At 24.6% G+C, this 16,770-nt stretch carries 19 protein-coding genes, 1 tRNA gene and 2 pseudogenes; 10 read left to right on the forward strand and 12 right to left on the reverse strand.

Going from position 1 to position 16,770, the window contains the following annotated elements; all coding sequences use genetic code 4:
- Positions 1-57 precede the first annotated feature (57 nt).
- From ACQH23_RS01845 to ACQH23_RS01855, 3 genes and pseudogenes are all read right to left on the reverse strand, one after another.
- Positions 58-654 carry a DDE-type integrase/transposase/recombinase gene (locus ACQH23_RS01845; protein WP_425377606.1) on the reverse strand — a complete coding sequence of 199 codons (597 nt, stop codon included), beginning with the start codon at positions 652-654 and terminating at the stop codon, positions 58-60.
- A 21-nt stretch (positions 655-675) separates the two neighbouring features.
- Positions 676-948, reverse strand: a pseudogene (locus ACQH23_RS01850) (hypothetical protein); the annotation flags it as partial.
- Complete coding sequence (locus ACQH23_RS01855) at positions 915-1,064, reverse strand: hypothetical protein (RefSeq protein WP_425378708.1); 150 nt, start codon at positions 1,062-1,064, stop codon at positions 915-917. The gene ACQH23_RS01855 and the pseudogene ACQH23_RS01850, both read right to left, overlap by 34 nt.
- 61 nt (positions 1,065-1,125) lie before the next feature.
- On the opposite strand from ACQH23_RS01855, the gene ACQH23_RS01860 reads away from it, so the two are divergent.
- A complete protein-coding gene (locus tag ACQH23_RS01860) occupies positions 1,126-1,320 on the forward strand; it encodes a hypothetical protein (RefSeq protein WP_425378709.1) in 195 nt (64 codons plus the stop codon).
- 342 nt (positions 1,321-1,662) lie between these two features.
- Here ACQH23_RS01860 and ACQH23_RS01865 read toward each other — a convergent pair whose 3' ends face one another.
- Positions 1,663-3,210: a hypothetical protein gene (locus ACQH23_RS01865; RefSeq protein ID WP_425378710.1), complete on the reverse strand. Its 1,548-nt coding sequence runs from the start codon at positions 3,208-3,210 to the stop codon at positions 1,663-1,665.
- A gap of 272 nt (positions 3,211-3,482) precedes the next feature.
- Positions 3,483-4,309, reverse strand: a pseudogene (locus ACQH23_RS01870) (IS5 family transposase).
- Between the two features lie 347 nt (positions 4,310-4,656).
- Here ACQH23_RS01870 and ACQH23_RS01875 point away from each other — a divergent pair.
- Complete coding sequence (locus tag ACQH23_RS01875) at positions 4,657-4,983, forward strand: hypothetical protein (protein ID WP_425378711.1); 327 nt, start codon at positions 4,657-4,659, stop codon at positions 4,981-4,983.
- Here the strand turns inward: ACQH23_RS01875 and ACQH23_RS01880 are convergent.
- A complete protein-coding gene (locus ACQH23_RS01880; RefSeq protein WP_425379283.1) occupies positions 4,945-5,958 on the reverse strand; it encodes an IS3 family transposase in 1,014 nt (337 codons plus the stop codon). The two genes, ACQH23_RS01875 and ACQH23_RS01880, sit on opposite strands and share 39 nt — an antisense overlap.
- Before the next feature lie 303 nt (positions 5,959-6,261).
- On the opposite strand from ACQH23_RS01880, the gene ACQH23_RS01885 reads away from it, so the two are divergent.
- The 5 genes from ACQH23_RS01885 (at position 6,262) to ACQH23_RS01905 (ending at position 9,559) form a co-directional block, all read left to right on the forward strand.
- Positions 6,262-7,155 carry an ISNCY family transposase gene (locus ACQH23_RS01885; protein WP_425378712.1) on the forward strand — a complete coding sequence of 298 codons (894 nt, stop codon included), beginning with the start codon at positions 6,262-6,264 and terminating at the stop codon, positions 7,153-7,155.
- The gene (locus tag ACQH23_RS01890) at positions 7,133-7,510 is read left to right on the forward strand and encodes a hypothetical protein (protein WP_425378713.1); all 378 of its coding nucleotides are present in this window, start codon (positions 7,133-7,135) and stop codon (positions 7,508-7,510) included. Before ACQH23_RS01885 ends, ACQH23_RS01890 begins: the two co-directional genes overlap by 23 nt.
- Positions 7,511-7,570: 60 nt before the next feature.
- Positions 7,571-7,753 carry a hypothetical protein gene (locus ACQH23_RS01895; protein ID WP_425377776.1) on the forward strand — a complete coding sequence of 61 codons (183 nt, stop codon included), beginning with the start codon at positions 7,571-7,573 and terminating at the stop codon, positions 7,751-7,753.
- A gap of 129 nt (positions 7,754-7,882) precedes the next feature.
- Positions 7,883-8,955, forward strand: a protein-coding gene (locus tag ACQH23_RS01900) for an IS3 family transposase (protein ID WP_425379284.1) whose coding sequence is annotated in 2 segments (ribosomal slippage) — positions 7,883-8,087 and positions 8,087-8,955 — 1,074 coding nt in all. Because the reading frame shifts where the segments join, the coding sequence is not laid out codon by codon here.
- Between the two features lie 43 nt (positions 8,956-8,998).
- Positions 8,999-9,559 carry a transposase gene (locus ACQH23_RS01905; RefSeq protein WP_425378714.1) on the forward strand — a complete coding sequence of 187 codons (561 nt, stop codon included), beginning with the start codon at positions 8,999-9,001 and terminating at the stop codon, positions 9,557-9,559.
- Positions 9,560-9,702: 143 nt separating this feature from the next.
- On the opposite strand, the gene ACQH23_RS01910 is transcribed toward ACQH23_RS01905, so the two are convergent.
- From ACQH23_RS01910 to ACQH23_RS01920, 3 genes are all read right to left on the reverse strand, one after another.
- Entirely contained in the window at positions 9,703-10,626 is a 924-nt protein-coding gene (locus ACQH23_RS01910; RefSeq protein ID WP_425378715.1) for an ATP-binding protein, read from the reverse strand.
- An 18-nt stretch (positions 10,627-10,644) separates the two neighbouring features.
- On the reverse strand, positions 10,645-11,889 hold the full coding sequence (locus tag ACQH23_RS01915; protein ID WP_425378716.1) for a DnaD domain protein: 1,245 nt from the start codon (positions 11,887-11,889) through the stop codon (positions 10,645-10,647).
- 266 nt (positions 11,890-12,155) lie between these two features.
- Entirely contained in the window at positions 12,156-12,296 is a 141-nt protein-coding gene (locus ACQH23_RS01920; protein ID WP_425378717.1) for a hypothetical protein, read from the reverse strand.
- A gap of 133 nt (positions 12,297-12,429) precedes the next feature.
- On the opposite strand from ACQH23_RS01920, the gene ACQH23_RS01925 reads away from it, so the two are divergent.
- Complete coding sequence (locus tag ACQH23_RS01925; RefSeq protein ID WP_425378718.1) at positions 12,430-13,242, forward strand: IS30 family transposase; 813 nt, start codon at positions 12,430-12,432, stop codon at positions 13,240-13,242.
- Positions 13,243-13,649: 407 nt separating this feature from the next.
- Here the strand turns inward: ACQH23_RS01925 and ACQH23_RS01930 are convergent.
- Together ACQH23_RS01930 and ACQH23_RS01935 are read right to left on the reverse strand one after the other, a co-directional pair.
- Positions 13,650-13,740: transfer RNA gene (locus ACQH23_RS01930), tRNA-Ser, on the reverse strand.
- 349 nt (positions 13,741-14,089) lie between these two features.
- The gene (locus ACQH23_RS01935; RefSeq protein WP_425378719.1) at positions 14,090-15,070 is read right to left on the reverse strand and encodes an IS30 family transposase; all 981 of its coding nucleotides are present in this window, start codon (positions 15,068-15,070) and stop codon (positions 14,090-14,092) included.
- Between the two features lie 301 nt (positions 15,071-15,371).
- On the opposite strand from ACQH23_RS01935, the gene ACQH23_RS01940 reads away from it, so the two are divergent.
- Together ACQH23_RS01940 and ACQH23_RS01945 are read left to right on the forward strand one after the other, a co-directional pair.
- Positions 15,372-15,764 (forward strand): hypothetical protein, encoded by a 393-nt coding sequence (locus tag ACQH23_RS01940; protein WP_425378720.1) that lies wholly within the window; start codon positions 15,372-15,374, stop codon positions 15,762-15,764.
- Between the two features lie 158 nt (positions 15,765-15,922).
- Positions 15,923-16,156 carry a hypothetical protein gene (locus ACQH23_RS01945; RefSeq protein WP_425378721.1) on the forward strand — a complete coding sequence of 78 codons (234 nt, stop codon included), beginning with the start codon at positions 15,923-15,925 and terminating at the stop codon, positions 16,154-16,156.
- Positions 16,157-16,165: 9 nt separating this feature from the next.
- On the opposite strand, the gene ACQH23_RS01950 is transcribed toward ACQH23_RS01945, so the two are convergent.
- Entirely contained in the window at positions 16,166-16,762 is a 597-nt protein-coding gene (locus tag ACQH23_RS01950) for a DDE-type integrase/transposase/recombinase (protein WP_425378722.1), read from the reverse strand.
- Positions 16,763-16,770: the final 8 nt, after the last annotated feature.

A 16,770-nucleotide genomic window follows, 5' to 3' on the forward strand; every position in this document is an offset into this window, starting at 1 on the left:
ATGGTTAAAGACTAGACTGTAGACTGCACCCCGTTTAGTAAGTATTAATAAAAATGTTTACAAACTTTCATTTATTATATCTTTTTCTTTTTGGTTTGAATATCATTTATTTCATTTTTTAACATCATTAATATATTCATTATGAGATTTATAATTTTTATTATGGATTGTTCCTTTTTTAAGTAATGAATGAAAACTTTCAATAATAATGTTGTCTGCACAATGATAATTTTTACCCATTGAAATTATAATTTTGTTATCTAAACATTTACTATTATAATCTTTAGATGTATATTGATATCCGTGATCTGAATGAATTATTGTTTTATTTAGATCTTTTTTTATTTTTTTAATTTTATTAATTGCAGCATTTAAATTATCAATTACAAGTTTGTTATTATTAAATTTTGATCATTTTACATCAATAATTTCTTTAGTATATCCATCAATTATTGTTGATTGATAATGTTTTTTACCATTTCAAATTAAATAAGTTACATCAGTAAATAAAATTGAAAATCTTTCTTTAATATCATTAAAATTACGATTTACTAAATCAGGATATTTAATTATATTTTTATTTCTATTTTGTTTTATTAATATTTTTCTACGCATACGCTTTACATATTCAGCTTGAATATTATTTTCTTTCATAATTCGTAATACTTTCTTAGCATTATAAACAATGCCATAATCTTCTTTTAAATATTTGGTAATTCGACGATAACCAAATTGTTTTAAATTTTCTTCATAGACTTTTACAATATTTTTTAATGGTTCACTATCCTTACCATTACTTGAATAATTTTTATATTTATCTCAATAACTACGCTTTAAATTTGTTACATCAAGTAATAAATTTAGTGGATATTTATTAATGTTTTCTTTGATAAAAAATACAATTTTTATTTTATTTAATTGTAAAAGTCATGAAGCTTTTTTAGTAATTCATACCTAACTTTGTAATAGTTTAAATCTCTTTTTCCTCTTTTTTCTTTTGGACCTTTATTGGTGTTTAAAATTCCTTTCTTAAAATTTCCATACCATGAAGCAATAGACTGCACCCAAAAAAGTAAGTAAAGAAAAAAAGTCTTTGATAAACTTTTAAATGAGGTGCATTTTTATATGGCAAGAAAAGGACAAAAATTTAATAAATATACAGCAGAATTTAGAACAAAAATCATTGAGGAAATTAAACAAAAAAGTTGTTGAATAGTATCAAAACAATATAATCTAAATGCAAATACAGTAGAGTCTTGGTGAGCAAATCATAAAAAAGGAAAATTAAACAATCCTAAAGGGCTGGATAGGTTACAATAACCGCACTGTTGAAGAAAATGAACTTGATTGCCTTGCGGAAAGAATTAATCCAATTACGAATGGAAAACGACATTTTAAAACAAGTGGCACTGATAATTAGAAAAAAATAGAAATTATTAACAATAATAGACTTCTTGCGATACTATGATAATAATTGCAGATTAATTCATAAAGAAAAAATACAAATAGGAATTTATACTGCAATGATTATCATAGTATCGCAAGAAGTCTAATGTGTTATTTATCCTTTTTTAAATTTGGATTTTAAAACAATATTTTTATTTGTTTAACTGCCCCATTTAATTTTACAATTCAGGTAAACAAAAACAGAAATTAAAAAAATTATTTAGAAAAACATATGTCAAAAAAGGATTTTCCATTTGTCTCATAAGTAATTTTATCATTTACTTTTGCTGTAACTTTAAATTTAACATCTGTAAAACTTAATTTAAAATCAACAGCATTTAAAATTTGTTTTAAATTAACGCTATCATTCTCACAAACAATAGCAGTAAAGTCTTCTCAGTTCCCTGCTTTATTTTTAAATTGTAAGGTAACTCGCCCACTGTTTATTGTAACATCGTTACTTTTTAACTCAGTATTGCTTACACCTAAATCACGTAAAATATTAGATCCGGCATAAGTCATTAATGATGGTCCTAAGAAAAAGTCAATTTTAAAAATAAATATAATTAAGTATCAGTTAATTCCTTTTCATGTTGATAGTTGCATAAAATTAGTGTTAACAGCATCAATTCCTTGTTTATCTTTCTCTGAAACAAAAATATCTAAAATACTTCCGAATAGTAAAGTTGGTTTTAAATATCCAATTTGCCCATAGACAATTTCTTCGAAAAATGATATCGATATTCCATATTTGCTTTCATTTTTTTCATATTCTGCTTTATAACCAAATAATAAGTGAAATACTAAACTATCTAAATTTGTCCCAGTATTCTGATAAAAGTAATCATTCTCACCAAAAACAGCATTAATATTAGCTTTTAAGTCTGAATTAACTGGTGATAATAAATACTGAACTAATGGTAAAATCGTATTATGTGTTTTTTCATATTCTGCTTTTCAATTTTTAACAAATCATTGTAATAACGCAACTAAATCAGGCGCAACATTATGTAATAGATCTCTAACTGTTTCTTTCCCTTTAATTGTTTCATAAAAAGAAATATCTTTATCAAGATAACTGTTAATATCGACCCCGATATTTTTGACACTATTAGCAATAATTTCTAATACATTATCAAATTTTGAAATAAAATCAGGTTCCGCAATTTTTGTTAAATCAATTTTCATAATTTTTTCCATTGGTAACAGCAGAAGCCCGATAAAAATATATAAGTCAGCAAAAGTTAGATTTATTCCTGCTTTAATCTGTGGAAATAGTAAATAAATTTTTTGTTTTATATCACTTGTGCTATTAATCTTGTTAACAGCATTTTTTAAATGTAATAATTCATTGATAACTCATTGAATTATTATATTTAATTCTTCTTTATCTTTCCTTAAAACACTAACGCTAGCAGTCCCATTAATAATTTTCAAATCGCCTTTGGCTTCTTGCTGTTCTGCAATAGCTAATGTATTAGATTGTTCATTACCACCGACAATTTTTGGTTGAACAAATGTTTCATTATTTTTAATCACTAATTTATAATTTGCTAAAGTAAGGCGATTTCCTAACTCTTCAGCTAATTGTTCGTTTGTTATAATTGATGATGAAGCCAAAAATGGTACTTCAGCATATTGTTCTAATTCTCGTTTAATAATTTCAAGCGATGCATCGCTTTGTTTAGCAGCACATGCTGTCGTAGATATAGCGCTAACCCCAATTATTGAAACAGATTCTAAAAAAGCTAATAACTTTTTCATTTTCTTTCCTCCTCATTTTAATTTAGTTCTAAATAAATAAAATATAAATTTAATATTTCCTAAATTGTAAATATATTTAGGACAACTTTATTATACTTCTTGCGATACTATGATAATCATTGCAGATTAATTCATAAAGAAAAAATACAAATAGGAATTTATACCTTTTATTAATTTAATTCTTATAGTCTTTATAAGAGATGCATTATTTTGGCACAACAAAAAATGATTTTATTATTTAAAGTTAATTTTCATTCAACTTCTTGTCTTATTTATAATAACAATTTAAAATTATAGATTGAAGCAATTAAATTAAATCTTAAAGCAAAGATTTTTCTACGATTGCGATATTTTTCAGTAATAATTTTAAATTTTTTAAGGATAGCAAAAACATTTTCAATAACGATTCTCATTTGTGAAATTAGTTTATTATGCTGTTTTTGTTCGTTGTTTAAAGGTTTTTGCTTTGTTTTTTTATGCGGAATCAAAACATTCCGATGCATTTTTCGCAAGCCTTGATAACCTGTATCAACTATTACTTTGCTAGCTTTTAAAAGTGGTATTTTTGATTCTTTAAATAAACTAAAATCATCGGTTTTACCACAAGCAAAATTTGTTGCAATAATAGTTTTGCTTTCTTTTTCGATGATTATTTGTGTTTTGATAGTATGCTTTTTCTTTTTTCCGGAATAGTATTTTTTTTGTCTTTTTTTGGGCGTTGGATTGCTGTTTCGGTTGCATCAATAATAATTGTTTTATCATTAAAATATTTATTTATTAATGTTTTTTGCCCAGCAAGTTGTTGAAAGTCAGGGTGTTTAATTAAAGTGTTTTCAATTCATTTGATATTACGATAACAATTACTCTCACTAATGCCAAAACTTTTGCCAAGATGAAAATAAGTGCAGTATTCTTTTCAATATGATAAAGTCATTAATAAACGATTTTCTAATGATAATTTATTAGCTTTTCCGCCTTTTTTAATTTTTTTAACTCGGCTTCTTTTAAAATATCTAACATTTTATTAAAAGTATTTTTTTATTCCTGTTAATCGTAATAATTCTTTATCATTAAGAAATTTAAAGTTATCATTTTTCATAGTTTTATATCCTCCTAATTTATATTTTTTATTTTTAATTATATTTTATAGAAATATTATTAATAAGAAAAACCGGTATCGCAAGAAGACTATTGTTAGGACAATCTAGTAAAGTAATTTCCCGTTTTATTAAAACAACACCCAAAACAGCTTGATATAATCGTCAAAAATTAATGCCATCAAAACAATTATAAAATAATCAATTAAAATTTAAAAAATTAAATGGCCAAATACAAATCAATGAAACATTTATTAAAAAAATCCATAAAGGTAATTTTAAAAATAAATTTGATAAATGAAAAACTCATCTTGATCCATTTTCCACTAACACTAAATGTTGTATTCAAATGGCGGTTGATACTAATAATAATATTTTTGTTCAATCCACTAATACCAAACGATTACAAAAACAGTGAATTATTGAAAATATGAATACAAAATTAATTAACAAAAATTTCATTATTATTTCTGATATGCAACCATTATATTTATTAGTAGCAAAACAAACAAGTTCTACTTTATATGCCACTAAAACTAGGACAAATCCTGATGCCAGTTATCGAAAATTAAATAAAGTTAGTAAATTACAAGCAAATCTTAAAGAAGTGGATTTGCAACCCTTTTTAGGACACTTTTTATATGGACTGTTGTTTTCTAAATTCAACAGGTGTTAAATAATTTAAACGACCGTGAATTCGAATATTGTTATATCAATGCACAAAGTCAAATAATTTGTATTTTAATTGGGTTAAATTTATAAATTTTTGCCCCTTGATAAATTCCGTTTTAAAACTTTTGTAAGTTGTTTCAGCTACAGCATTATCGTATGGACAGCCTTTATTGCTTAATGATCGTTTGATGTTAAAAGTATTTAAGATATTATCAATGATTTTATTTTTAAATTCATTATCCCGGTCAGTATGAAATAACGTAATTTGATTTAATGGTCTTGTAATTGAATAAAAGGCTTTTTGTCCTAGTTGGGCTGTTTTGTTTGTCCCGGCACTATAGCCAATTATTTCACGATTAAACAAGTCAATTAATAAACAAATATAATGTCATTTAGCACCAACTTGAACATATGTTAAATCACTAACAACAACTTCATTTGGTTGTTTATTATTAAATTCACGGTTTAAAACGTTGCTAATTTCGTCGTTATTAACCATTGACTTATGATTACGATATTTTAATTTGGTGTATTTAGATACTAACTGATTTTTAATCATAATTTGGCGAATTTTTCTTCGCGATAAGATAATATCTTTTCTGGTTAAAATAGCTTTAATTTTACGAGCTCCATAAATTTTGCGACTAGCATTAAATGGACTGATAAATTCTTGTTCATAATTATTAACATCAACCGTAGCGTATTTATTAATTTGATAGTAATATGTTGATTTTGCTATCTTTAATATTTGACCCATTTTTCGCACGAAATATTTTTCTTTATTATTGTTAATAATTTCTATTTTTTGCCGATTATCAGTGCCGCTTGCTTTAAAATGTCGTTTTCCATTCGTAATTGGATTAATTCTTTCCGCAAGGCAATCAAGTTCATTTTCTTCAACAGTGCGGTTATCTTTTGCTTTAAAAGATCCATAATTATTTAATTTTTTAATTCACTGATATACGACTGATTTTGACATCACATATTCCTTAAAAATTTCAAAAATGGTTTTACCATTTTGATAAAGTAAAATAATTTTTTTAAATTCATCGATATATTAATTTCTTCCCATTTTTATATTCCTACTTTCTTCATAATTATATTTTATTTGAAAGTCCACATAAATATGGTCCAACTTATTGTAACCTATCCACTATCAAAACACAAATAATCATCAAAAAAAATGTCCTTATCTTGTGATAATTTCGTAATAGTTATCTATCAAAAATTTCGCAACCATTTAAAATTAAAAATGGTGATAACAATGGAAAGAAAAATAACAATGAAAGAACAACATAAATACAAAACAATTGAAAAAATTATTAACAATAAAATATCAAAGCAAAGAGCTGCAAATATTTTACACTTATCAATTCGTCGCATTGAACAACTTATAAAACTTTATGATCCACAAAATAGTCAATCATTTGCTCACCATTCTCGTGGAAGGATAGATCACAATAAAACAAATCCACAAATTTTTGAAAAGATTATAAATTTATATAAAACTAAATATATTGGCTTTAATTTTACTCATTTCAAAGAAAAATTAATCGAAAATGAAGGAATAAACATTTCATATTCAGTTTTATACAAATTAATGTCCTTAAATCAAATTAAAACACCTCGAAAGCAAAAAATAAAGAAAAAAGATAAAACCCACCCTTTAAGAGAACGTCGAAAATGTTTCGGCGAACTATTACAAGCTGATTCCAGTGAACATCATTGATTAGGACCAAATGGTCCAAAATGATTTTTACATGGCGCAATTGATGATACAACAAATACGGTTGTTGGATTATATTTTGCTTGTCAAGAAACATTACAAGGTTATTATAATGTTTTACATCAAATTTTACGAAATTATGGAATTCCCATGACATTTTATACCGATAAACGAACAATCTTTACATACCAAAAAAGTAGTGATAAAACCGAAGAAAAAGACACCTTTACTCAATTCAGCCGATGCTGTGATGAATTAGGTGTCGAAATCATAACTACTTCAATTCCCCAAGCAAAGGGACGAATTGAACGTTTATGAGGCACTCTACAAGATCGCTTGAAAAATGAATTAATTCTCGCAGGAGTAACCACTATTGAAGAAGCAAATACATTCTTAAAAGAATTTATAACCAAATTCAATAAACAATTTGCCCATTCCTATTGATTATAACAATTCTGTCTTTGTTGACTCTCCTAATAATGACAAAATTAATTTATTTTTATCAATCACTTCAACGCGACAAACAGACAATGGTTCATCAATTAGTTATAACAATAAAAAATATATGGCTTATAATAATAAAAAGTTAAAAGTCTTTAATTCAAAAACAAAAATTATAGTAATTAAAGCATTTGATGAAACATTATATTTAAAATATAACAATCAAATATATAATTTATTAGAATACATTCCTGTTCCTATTAAAAATATTGAAAACAAAGTTCCCAAATCTAAAGCACATAAAACAAAACCAAATCATCCTTGAAATAATCAATATACATTACAAACATTATCAATTAAATAATTTTGCGAAATTTTTGCTAGATATTGACATAAATGTTTAGATAACAAAATTATAATTTCAATGGGTAAAAATTATCATTGTGCAGACAACATTATTATTGAAAGTTTTCATTCATTACTTAAAAAAGGAACAATCCATAATAAAAATTATAAATCTCACAATGAATATATTAATGATGTTAAAAAATGAAATAAATGATATTCAAACCAAAAAGAAAAAGATATAATAAATGAAAGTTTGTAAACCTTTTTATTAATACTTACTAAACAGGGTGCAGTCTAATATTATGTGGACTTTCAAATAAAATATAATTATGAAGAAAGTAGGAATATAAAAATGGGAAGAAATTAATATACCGATGAATTTAAAAAAATTGTTTTACTTTATCAAAATTGTAAAACCATTCTTGAAATTTTTAAGGAATATGGGATGTCAAAATCAGCCGTATATCAGTGAATTGAAAAATTAAATAATTATGGATCTTTTAAAGCAAAAGATAACCGCACTGTTGAAGAAAATGAACTTTTGATTGCCTTGCGGAAAGAATTAATCCAATTACGAATGGAAAACGACATTTTAAAGCAAGCGGCACTGATAATCGGCAAAAAATAGAAATTATTAACAATAATAAAGAAAAATATTCCGTGCGAAAAATGGGTCAAATATTAAAGATAGCAAAATCAACATATTACTATCAAATTAATAAATACGCTACGGTTGATGTTAATAATTATGAACAAGAATTTATCAGTCCATTTAATGCTAGTCGCAAAATTTATGGAGCTCGTAAAATTAAAGCTATTTTAACCAGAAAAGATATTATCTTATCGCGAAGAAAAATTCGCCAAATTATGATTAAAAATCAGTTAGTATCTAAATACACCAAATTAAAATATCGTAATCATAAGTCAATGGTTAATAACGACGAAATTAGCAACGTTTTAAACCGTGAATTTAATAATAAACAACCAAATGAAGTTGTTGTTAGTTATTTAACATATGTTCAAGTTGGTGCTAAATGACATTATATTTGTTTATTAATTGACTTGTTTAATCGTGAAATAATTGGCTATAGTGCCGGGACAAACAAAACAGCCCAACTAGGACAAGAAGCCTTTTATTCAATTACAAGACCATTAAATCAAATTACGTTATTTCATACTGACCGGGATAATGAATTTAAAAATAAAATCATTGATAATATCTTAAATACTTTTAACATCAAACGATCATTAAGCAATAAAGGCTGTCCATACGATAATGCTGTAGCTGAAACAACTTACAAAAGTTTTAAAACGGAATTTATCAAGGGGCAAAAATTTATAAATTTAACCCAATTAAAATACAAATTATTTGACTTTGTGCATTGATATAACAATATTCGAATTCACGGTCGTTTAAATTATTTAACACCTGTTGAATTTAGAAAACAACAGTCCATATAAAAAGTGTCCTAAAAAGGGTTGCCAATCCAATCGACAAAAATTAATGCAATCAAAACAATTAGAAAATACTCAATTAAAATTTAAAAAATTAAATGGCCAAACACAAATCGATGAAACATTTATTAAAGAAATCCATAAAGGTAATTTTAAAGATAAATTTGATAAACGAAAAACTCATCTTGATCCATTTTCCACTAACAGTAAATGTTGTATTCAAATGGCGGTTGATACTAATAATAATATTTTTGTTCAATCCACTAATACCAAACGATTACAAAAACAGTGAATTATTGAAAATATGAATACAAAATTAATTAACAAAAATTCCATTATTATTTCTGATATGCAACCATTATATTTATTAGTAGCAAAACAAACAAGTTCTACTTTATATGCCACTAAAACTAGGACAAATCCTGATTCCAGTTATCGAAAATTAAATAAAATTAGTAAATTACAAGCAAGTCTTAAAGAAGCCTTAATTCATTATCATGGTTTAGGTTTTACTAACATTCAAAATTATTTAAATCTCTGAAAATGAAAATACCAACACAAAGATTTAACACCAAACCAACAAGCAACGGTATTATATTTTAACATCTAAAAAAGTTAAAGAACAATAATAATCTTCCATCAAATTCGTTTTCAAATTGTCATATTGATGATTTTTCTATTTTATCAAGATTTTTCTACAAAATTAAAGAAAATTTTTGATAAAAGCCGAAAATACATTGCAGTTAAGCTTACTTAAACTACTAATTTTTCAACATAATTATCATCAATTCTGCGGCTATGCCCTAATAATTCTAACTCTGTTGCTAACCCCCGAATGCGATCAACAATTCGTAAGGCTTTTACCTTATTAATTTCCTTATCACTAATTTCATTTTTAACATTTGCATAAATTGTTGTCAAAGCTGTCGTGGTGAAATTTGATGAAAAAAAAGTTGGTAATTGCCGACTAATGCGGTCATTTAAAATTCGAAATAATAAATCATCTCGCACCCATGAGGAAACTGACTCTCCTCCAATGTCATCTAAAAATAAAACATCTGCTCCTAATAATGTTTCCACCAATGATGATTCACTATTAAAAATACTAAATGATTCTTTTACACGGTTAATTAAATTAATTACGGAAATAAAAGCAACTTTACGATTATTATTTGCTAAAACATTAGCTAACCGAATTAATAAATAAGTTTTGCCAACCCCCGGATTGCCATGAATATACAGGGACTTTTTTCGCTGCCCTTTGACAAATTTAACCATTTCGTCAATAATAAAATGCATATTATTAAAATTCTTATCTTTTTTAATATCATCATTTAATCGTAATTTTAATAGTTCATCACTAAAGTCATAATAAAGATAATTAATTTTAACCTTATTTTTTTCTTTAATAGCGATGATATGTTCGCATTCAATTCGTGTTAAAAATAAATTATCATTTTCTTTTTTAAAATAATATTTGTAGCCTTGAAATTGTTGTTGGCATAATGATAAGGGCGAATTTTTTTCACATTGATGATAGTTAACTATATATTCCTGAAAGAGCACACTAAACTTCTGATAATTATTAACATCAAAGGCAATTTGTTGTAAATTAAACATTAACTCTGCATTATTTTGAATTTGTTTTAACAAACTTAGTTTTACCATAGCACCCATCTCTCTTTCATTTTTCTATTATAAGTTTTTTAAATCATCTAATAATTGCGTTAGATTAACTTTTTTAACTTCTTGTTCCTGACGTTTTTGTTCATAAATTTTATTATATTCCAATTCCGCCAAATTTTGTTTAGCCACTTTTTCTTTTCATTGATATGTTTTTGTCTTAATAACATCCTTGGTAATTTTACTTTTTTGTGTTTTTGCATAAGCCCCACGTAAATGTTCCATTGCTTTATCAACAGTATTAATTTGTAATTGATGCAAAGTATTAGCTATTTTTTCGCAATACTTTCTTTCAATTCGACGATAATTTTTAAATCAAACATATTCAATTAAACAATTAACAACCCCAGGAGTTAACGAATAATCAATAATTAAATCGCGAATTAATTCAATTTCAATTGGTGTTGGTCTACTATTTTCTCGTAATAATGTTAAATATTCAATTGGATCAATGGAAACCATTTCATTAATTTTTGCTTCTAACATACTACTTGGTTTAATCGCATTTTCCTCATTAATAATTAATTTTAATTGCTTCCCATTAAGTTGTTTTTTCAAAACTGTTTTTTGATGAAAATCAGATAATAAATTTTGAAATGTTTCATAATTAAAAATGCGATTATTAGCTGTTAACTCAATACTTTTGTAAATAAAAATAGCAAGATTATTTGTCAAAACATTATAATAATTTGCTAATTGAATAATTTTTTCGCTATATGGTAAGTACAATTTATGATTAGCATTTTTCGATGCTAAATATTTATCAATGTAAACAAAATCAAATGTCATTGTTTTGTTCGCTAATTGTTCAGATAAATTATTGCTACTTTTATTTTCTGGTTGATCATTGTTAATAAATTTTGTTTTAATAATTGCAAAATATTTTTCCCCGACAATATCTAATAAATAATTTCGTAAAATTTTATTTTCAAAAAAAGAAATCGCATAAATTGGTAATTGCGGTTTTAAAATAAAGTGTTTTCCTTTTTTGCGCTTTGCAATTTTTAATAGGCCAATAGTTTCTAATTTACTTTTTGCTGTTAAAAATTCATCATATGATATTTGTAATAATGTTAAAAGATTTTCTAAATGATATTTCGTATTTAATTCCAAGATAAAATCTTGTGCTGTCAAAGCAATATATAACATATGCGCTTTATCACCAATAATTGGGCGATATAAACATAAAAGTAACATACGTTCATCGTCTGACAATTGATGCTCTTGTTTAATTAAATAAGTTGCTTCCTTTTCCATAATTTTCCGTCCTTTGCTTAATCATTAATAATATTAAAACGAACAAGGAAGAAGTAAATATATTTTATTAAAATAGTATTATTAATTGACTTATCCACATTCTTTTTTTAATAAAACAGTTATTATTATTAAGTTTTTAAAACTTTTACACATATAAACAAATTACTTTAATTTTGTAAAAAACTATTGATAAAGGCAAAAAAAATCATCAATATGACAACTTGAAAACGAATTTGGTGGAAGATTATTATTGTTCTTTAACTTTTTTAGATGTTAAAATATAATACCGTTGCTTGTTGGTTTGGTGTTAAATCTTTGTGTTGGTATTTTCATTTTCAGAGATTTAAATAATTTTGAATGTTAGTAAAACCTAAACCATGATAATAGACTTCTTGCGATACTAACAAAAATAAAAAAATTACAAATTAAAAAAGCTGAATTATACTTGTAAGTGCAAGTAAATAAAATTGCAAAAAATCTCATATAAAAATTTTATGATGCTAAGTTTATTTTAGAAAAAATAAAGCAAGGAGTTTTTATGTGGGATATAAACATCTTGGCATAGATGAAAGAATTTATATTGAGAATCAATTGAAGTTTAAAATAAAAATTAGTGAAATAGCTAAAAATCTTAATCGAAGTATTAGTACTATTATTCGAGAAGTTAATAGAAATAAAGATAATAATCATTATTTTTCATTAATTGCACAAAATAAAGCAGAAAATAGAAAACAATCACATATTTATTTTCATAAGTTTAAAAATAGAGAATTAGTAAAATATGTACAACAAAAATTATTATTAGGTTGATCACCCGAACAAATTTATGGCAGAATTAAAAATTTTCATAAAGAATGAATTATTAGTTTTAAAACAATTTACAATTGAATTTATTCTGGATTACTTGAAAAAGTTACTAATAAAAATTTAAGAAGAAAAGGTAAGAAACGAAAATATCAAGAAAATCGGGGTAAATTTAATGGTAAATCAATTAAAGAACGAAATGCTAATGTTAATAATCGCGTAACTCTTGGTCATTGAGAAGGTGATACCGTAGTATCATCACGAGGTAAAAGTAAATCATGTTTAATAACTTTAGTTGAAAGAACATCAAGATTTACTTTAGCAATATTAGTTGAAAATAGAACTACTAAAGTTATTAACGAAAATATTAGCCATTATTTATCAATTCTTCCAAATAATCTTGTTAAGACTATAACATTTGATCGTGGTAAAGAATTTGCTAATTGACAAAAACTTGAAAAAAATTTAAATGTGAAAATTTATTTTGCTAATGCATATTCACCCTGACAAAGAGGTACTAATGAAAATACTAATGGTTTAATTAGATAAAAATTTCCTAAAAAATTTAATTTTTCAAACACTAATAAAAATGCAGTTCATAAATTTATATTGTCTTTAAACCAAAGACCAAGAAAAATACTAAATTATCTTTCGCCAATCGAATATTTGGTTAGAAAAATAATTTAGTTGCACTTAACTTTACAATTTGGCAAAAATTAAATTAAACTTTAAAATAATCATTTTTAAAAATTTTAATTGCTTTTTAAGCATAAATAACAAGGTATCGCAAGAAGTCTATTGTGTTATTTCTCCTTTTTTAAATTTGGATTTTAACACAATATTTTTATTTGTTTAACTATCCTATTTAATTTTACAATTCAGGATACCAATAATTTAAAAAGAGTTATAATAATTTTATAACTCTTTTTTGTCTTTTATCGTTTAATGTAATGTAATGGCGGAACAGGAGAGACTCGAACTCTCGCGCCGGGTAACCGGCCTAACACTTTAGCAGGGTGCCCTCTTCACCAACTTGAGTACTGTTCCGTAGTGATTACCCTATATATTATACAAAAGATATCATTTTAAACAAGTGGGAAAGACCATTTTTTTGTAGAAACCCCACACATTTAAGAATTTAGCTCATACCGTTAATAAAATTATAACAAAAAAATGATATTTCTATTTTAATTTTGTCGAAAACTCTTGATATTTTAATAAAAGGCATTGTGTAGATACAAGCTCCAAATTTGTATCTCTTGTTAAATTGATAATAACATTATTTAAAATAAATGCAACTATTTTTTAAAAAAAATAAATTATTTATAAATTGTTATTATTTTGAACATATTTTGACACACTAAAAAATAATTTATTAAATTTAATTAATAAAAATTTACTTAATATTTTGTAAAAATATTTCTTTTGCACTTACTCAGTTTAAACAGGGTCGAAGTTTATCATTTATAACATCAACTACTCAATCTATTTCTTGTTGACTAACATTATTAAAATCAGTTCCTTTTTTAAATCAATGTCTAAATTCACCATTCATATATTCAATTAATGGTTTTTGTTGTGGTGAAGCAGGGTCACAAAAATATACTTGTGTTTCAGCAAATATTTCCATTTCTCTTCATTTACTAAATTCTTTCCCGCGGTCTGTTATTATTCCTTTCATTTTACCCATTAAATTATTACTTACAATCATATCTTTAAATTTTGTTAAAACCTCATTAGCGGTATGATTTTTTAATTTCATTACAAAGTAATTTTTACTTGATTGTTCTACTAAAACTAAACAACTAGATTGATGGTCTTTTCCAACTACGGTATCCATTTCAAATCAACCAACATTAGATTGCTTATTTTCAATATCTAATATTGATTTAAAATTATTTAATTTACCACGATTATCATATTCCCCCTTTTTCTTATATTTTTTACCATGATTGCGTAAATTTTGTTTATTTAAACCGAATAATTTTAATTCAATTCATTTATAAAAAGTTTTAACACAAGCAGGAAATTTAACACCAAACTTTATAAAATATCGATGAATAATTTGTGCTGGTGAATTATGAAGAATATTAAATCGTAAATTTAGTCATTCTTTTTGTTCTTCTGTGAATTTGGGGGGCTTTTTAATAGATTTTTTTCGTTCTTTTAAATAATCATTATGTGCTTTATAAACATCATAATCTTCTATATTTTTAAATCTATTAATTTCTCTTTTAACAGTTTTAATATCTCTTCCCGTTTGCCTTGATATTTCAGATAAATTAATCGTTCCATTTTTCTTTTTGCAACTATCAGATAACAATAAATCCTTAATAAATCTTCGTTCGTCAAATTTTACATGTGTATAATCTTGCATATATTTGTACATCCATTTCTTTTATTTAAATTCATTTATACACGAATTTTTAAAAAAAGGTATTGACAAATAATTTTAAAGATATATTATTATAATGTAACAAGTATCGAATTTGTATCTCTTTATGCTTGTATACTAAAATAAAAAGTAAATTACTTTACTTTTTTTATTTTGATGTAAAATATAAATAATAACAAAGAACCGCGATGGTTCTTTGTTATTATTTTCAGATATAGTTTACTCTTTTATTTAATCATATTCATTAAATAATAGCAATTTTAGTATGCAAAAAGGAGTAAAAATGAAAGAATTTAATCCAAAAACAGCAAGTTTACGAACATTTTATCGTAAAATAGAGCAGTTTTGACGTGATAAATCACCTAATATCCCCTATACTTTGAATGATTTAACCAATAAATTAAATCTTTCTCGCCATTGAAGACAAGAAATTTATCGGAGCGAGAAGATAGTTGCTTTACTTGAAAAACAATTTGATAAAATAGAAAGTGAACTTATTAAACAAATGGTTAAAACGCCAGAAGGTACTAGGTTATATTGACAGCGTGCATTTAATTATAAATATTCACTGCAAGAAAAAGAACTTGAAAAAGAATTAAACTTAAATAATCAACAACCAATAATTGTTAATTTACAAACGGATATTAGAGATATTAAAAAAGAAACTGAAAAATAATGCTTAATCATTTTACTTATTTGTTATAAACGCCTTATTGGTTATTACAAAATAGTATTATTGGTAATAAATATCCATTTGCTAAAAAATATGAATTAGTAAATGAAATTAATCAAATTGGGACACGATATAGTGGTAAGACTATATCAAATATTAAAATGTTTGGTGAATTATTAAAAATTAGTTTATTAATTAAAGAACCAATTTGTATAATTGCTAGTATGTATTGGAGTAAAGATTTAAAAGATAGTGTCTTTCAAAATATATGAAATATGTTAGATGAAAATAATATACCTTATAGTATTAATTTATCAAATTTTACTTTTACTTTATCAAATGGTAGCAAAATATATTGTAAAGGTTTAGACTGCACCCCGTTTAGTAAGTATTAATAAAAAGGTTTACAAACTTTCATTTATTATATCTTTTTCTTTTTGGTTTGAATATCATTTATTTCATTTTTTAACATCATTAATATATTCATTATGAGATTTATAATTTTTATTATGGATTGTTCCTTTTTTAAGTAATGAATGAAAACTTTCAATAATAATGTTGTCTGCACAATGATAATTTTTACCCATTGAAATTATAATTTTGTTATCTAAACATTTACTATTATAATCTTTAGATGTATATTGATATCCGTGATCTGAATGAATTATTGTTTTATTTAGATCTTTTTTTATTTTTTTAATTTTATTAATTGCAGCATTTAAATTATCAATTACAAGTTTGTTATTATTAAATTTTGATCATTTTACATCAATAATTTCTTTAGTATATCCATCAAGTATTGTTGATTGATAATGTTTTTTACCATTTCAAATTAAATAAGTTACATCAGTAAATAAAATTGAAAATCTTTCTTTAATATCATTAAAATTACGATTTACTAAATCAGGATATTTAATTATATTTTTATTTCTATTTTGTTTTATTAATATTTTTCTACGCATACGCTTTACATATCCAAGCTGAATATTATTTTCTTTCATAATTCGTA

The sequence above is a fragment of the Spiroplasma endosymbiont of Polydrusus pterygomalis genome, from assembly GCF_964030635.1.
Classification (GTDB): domain Bacteria; phylum Bacillota_I; class Bacilli_A; order Mycoplasmatales; family Mycoplasmataceae; genus Spiroplasma.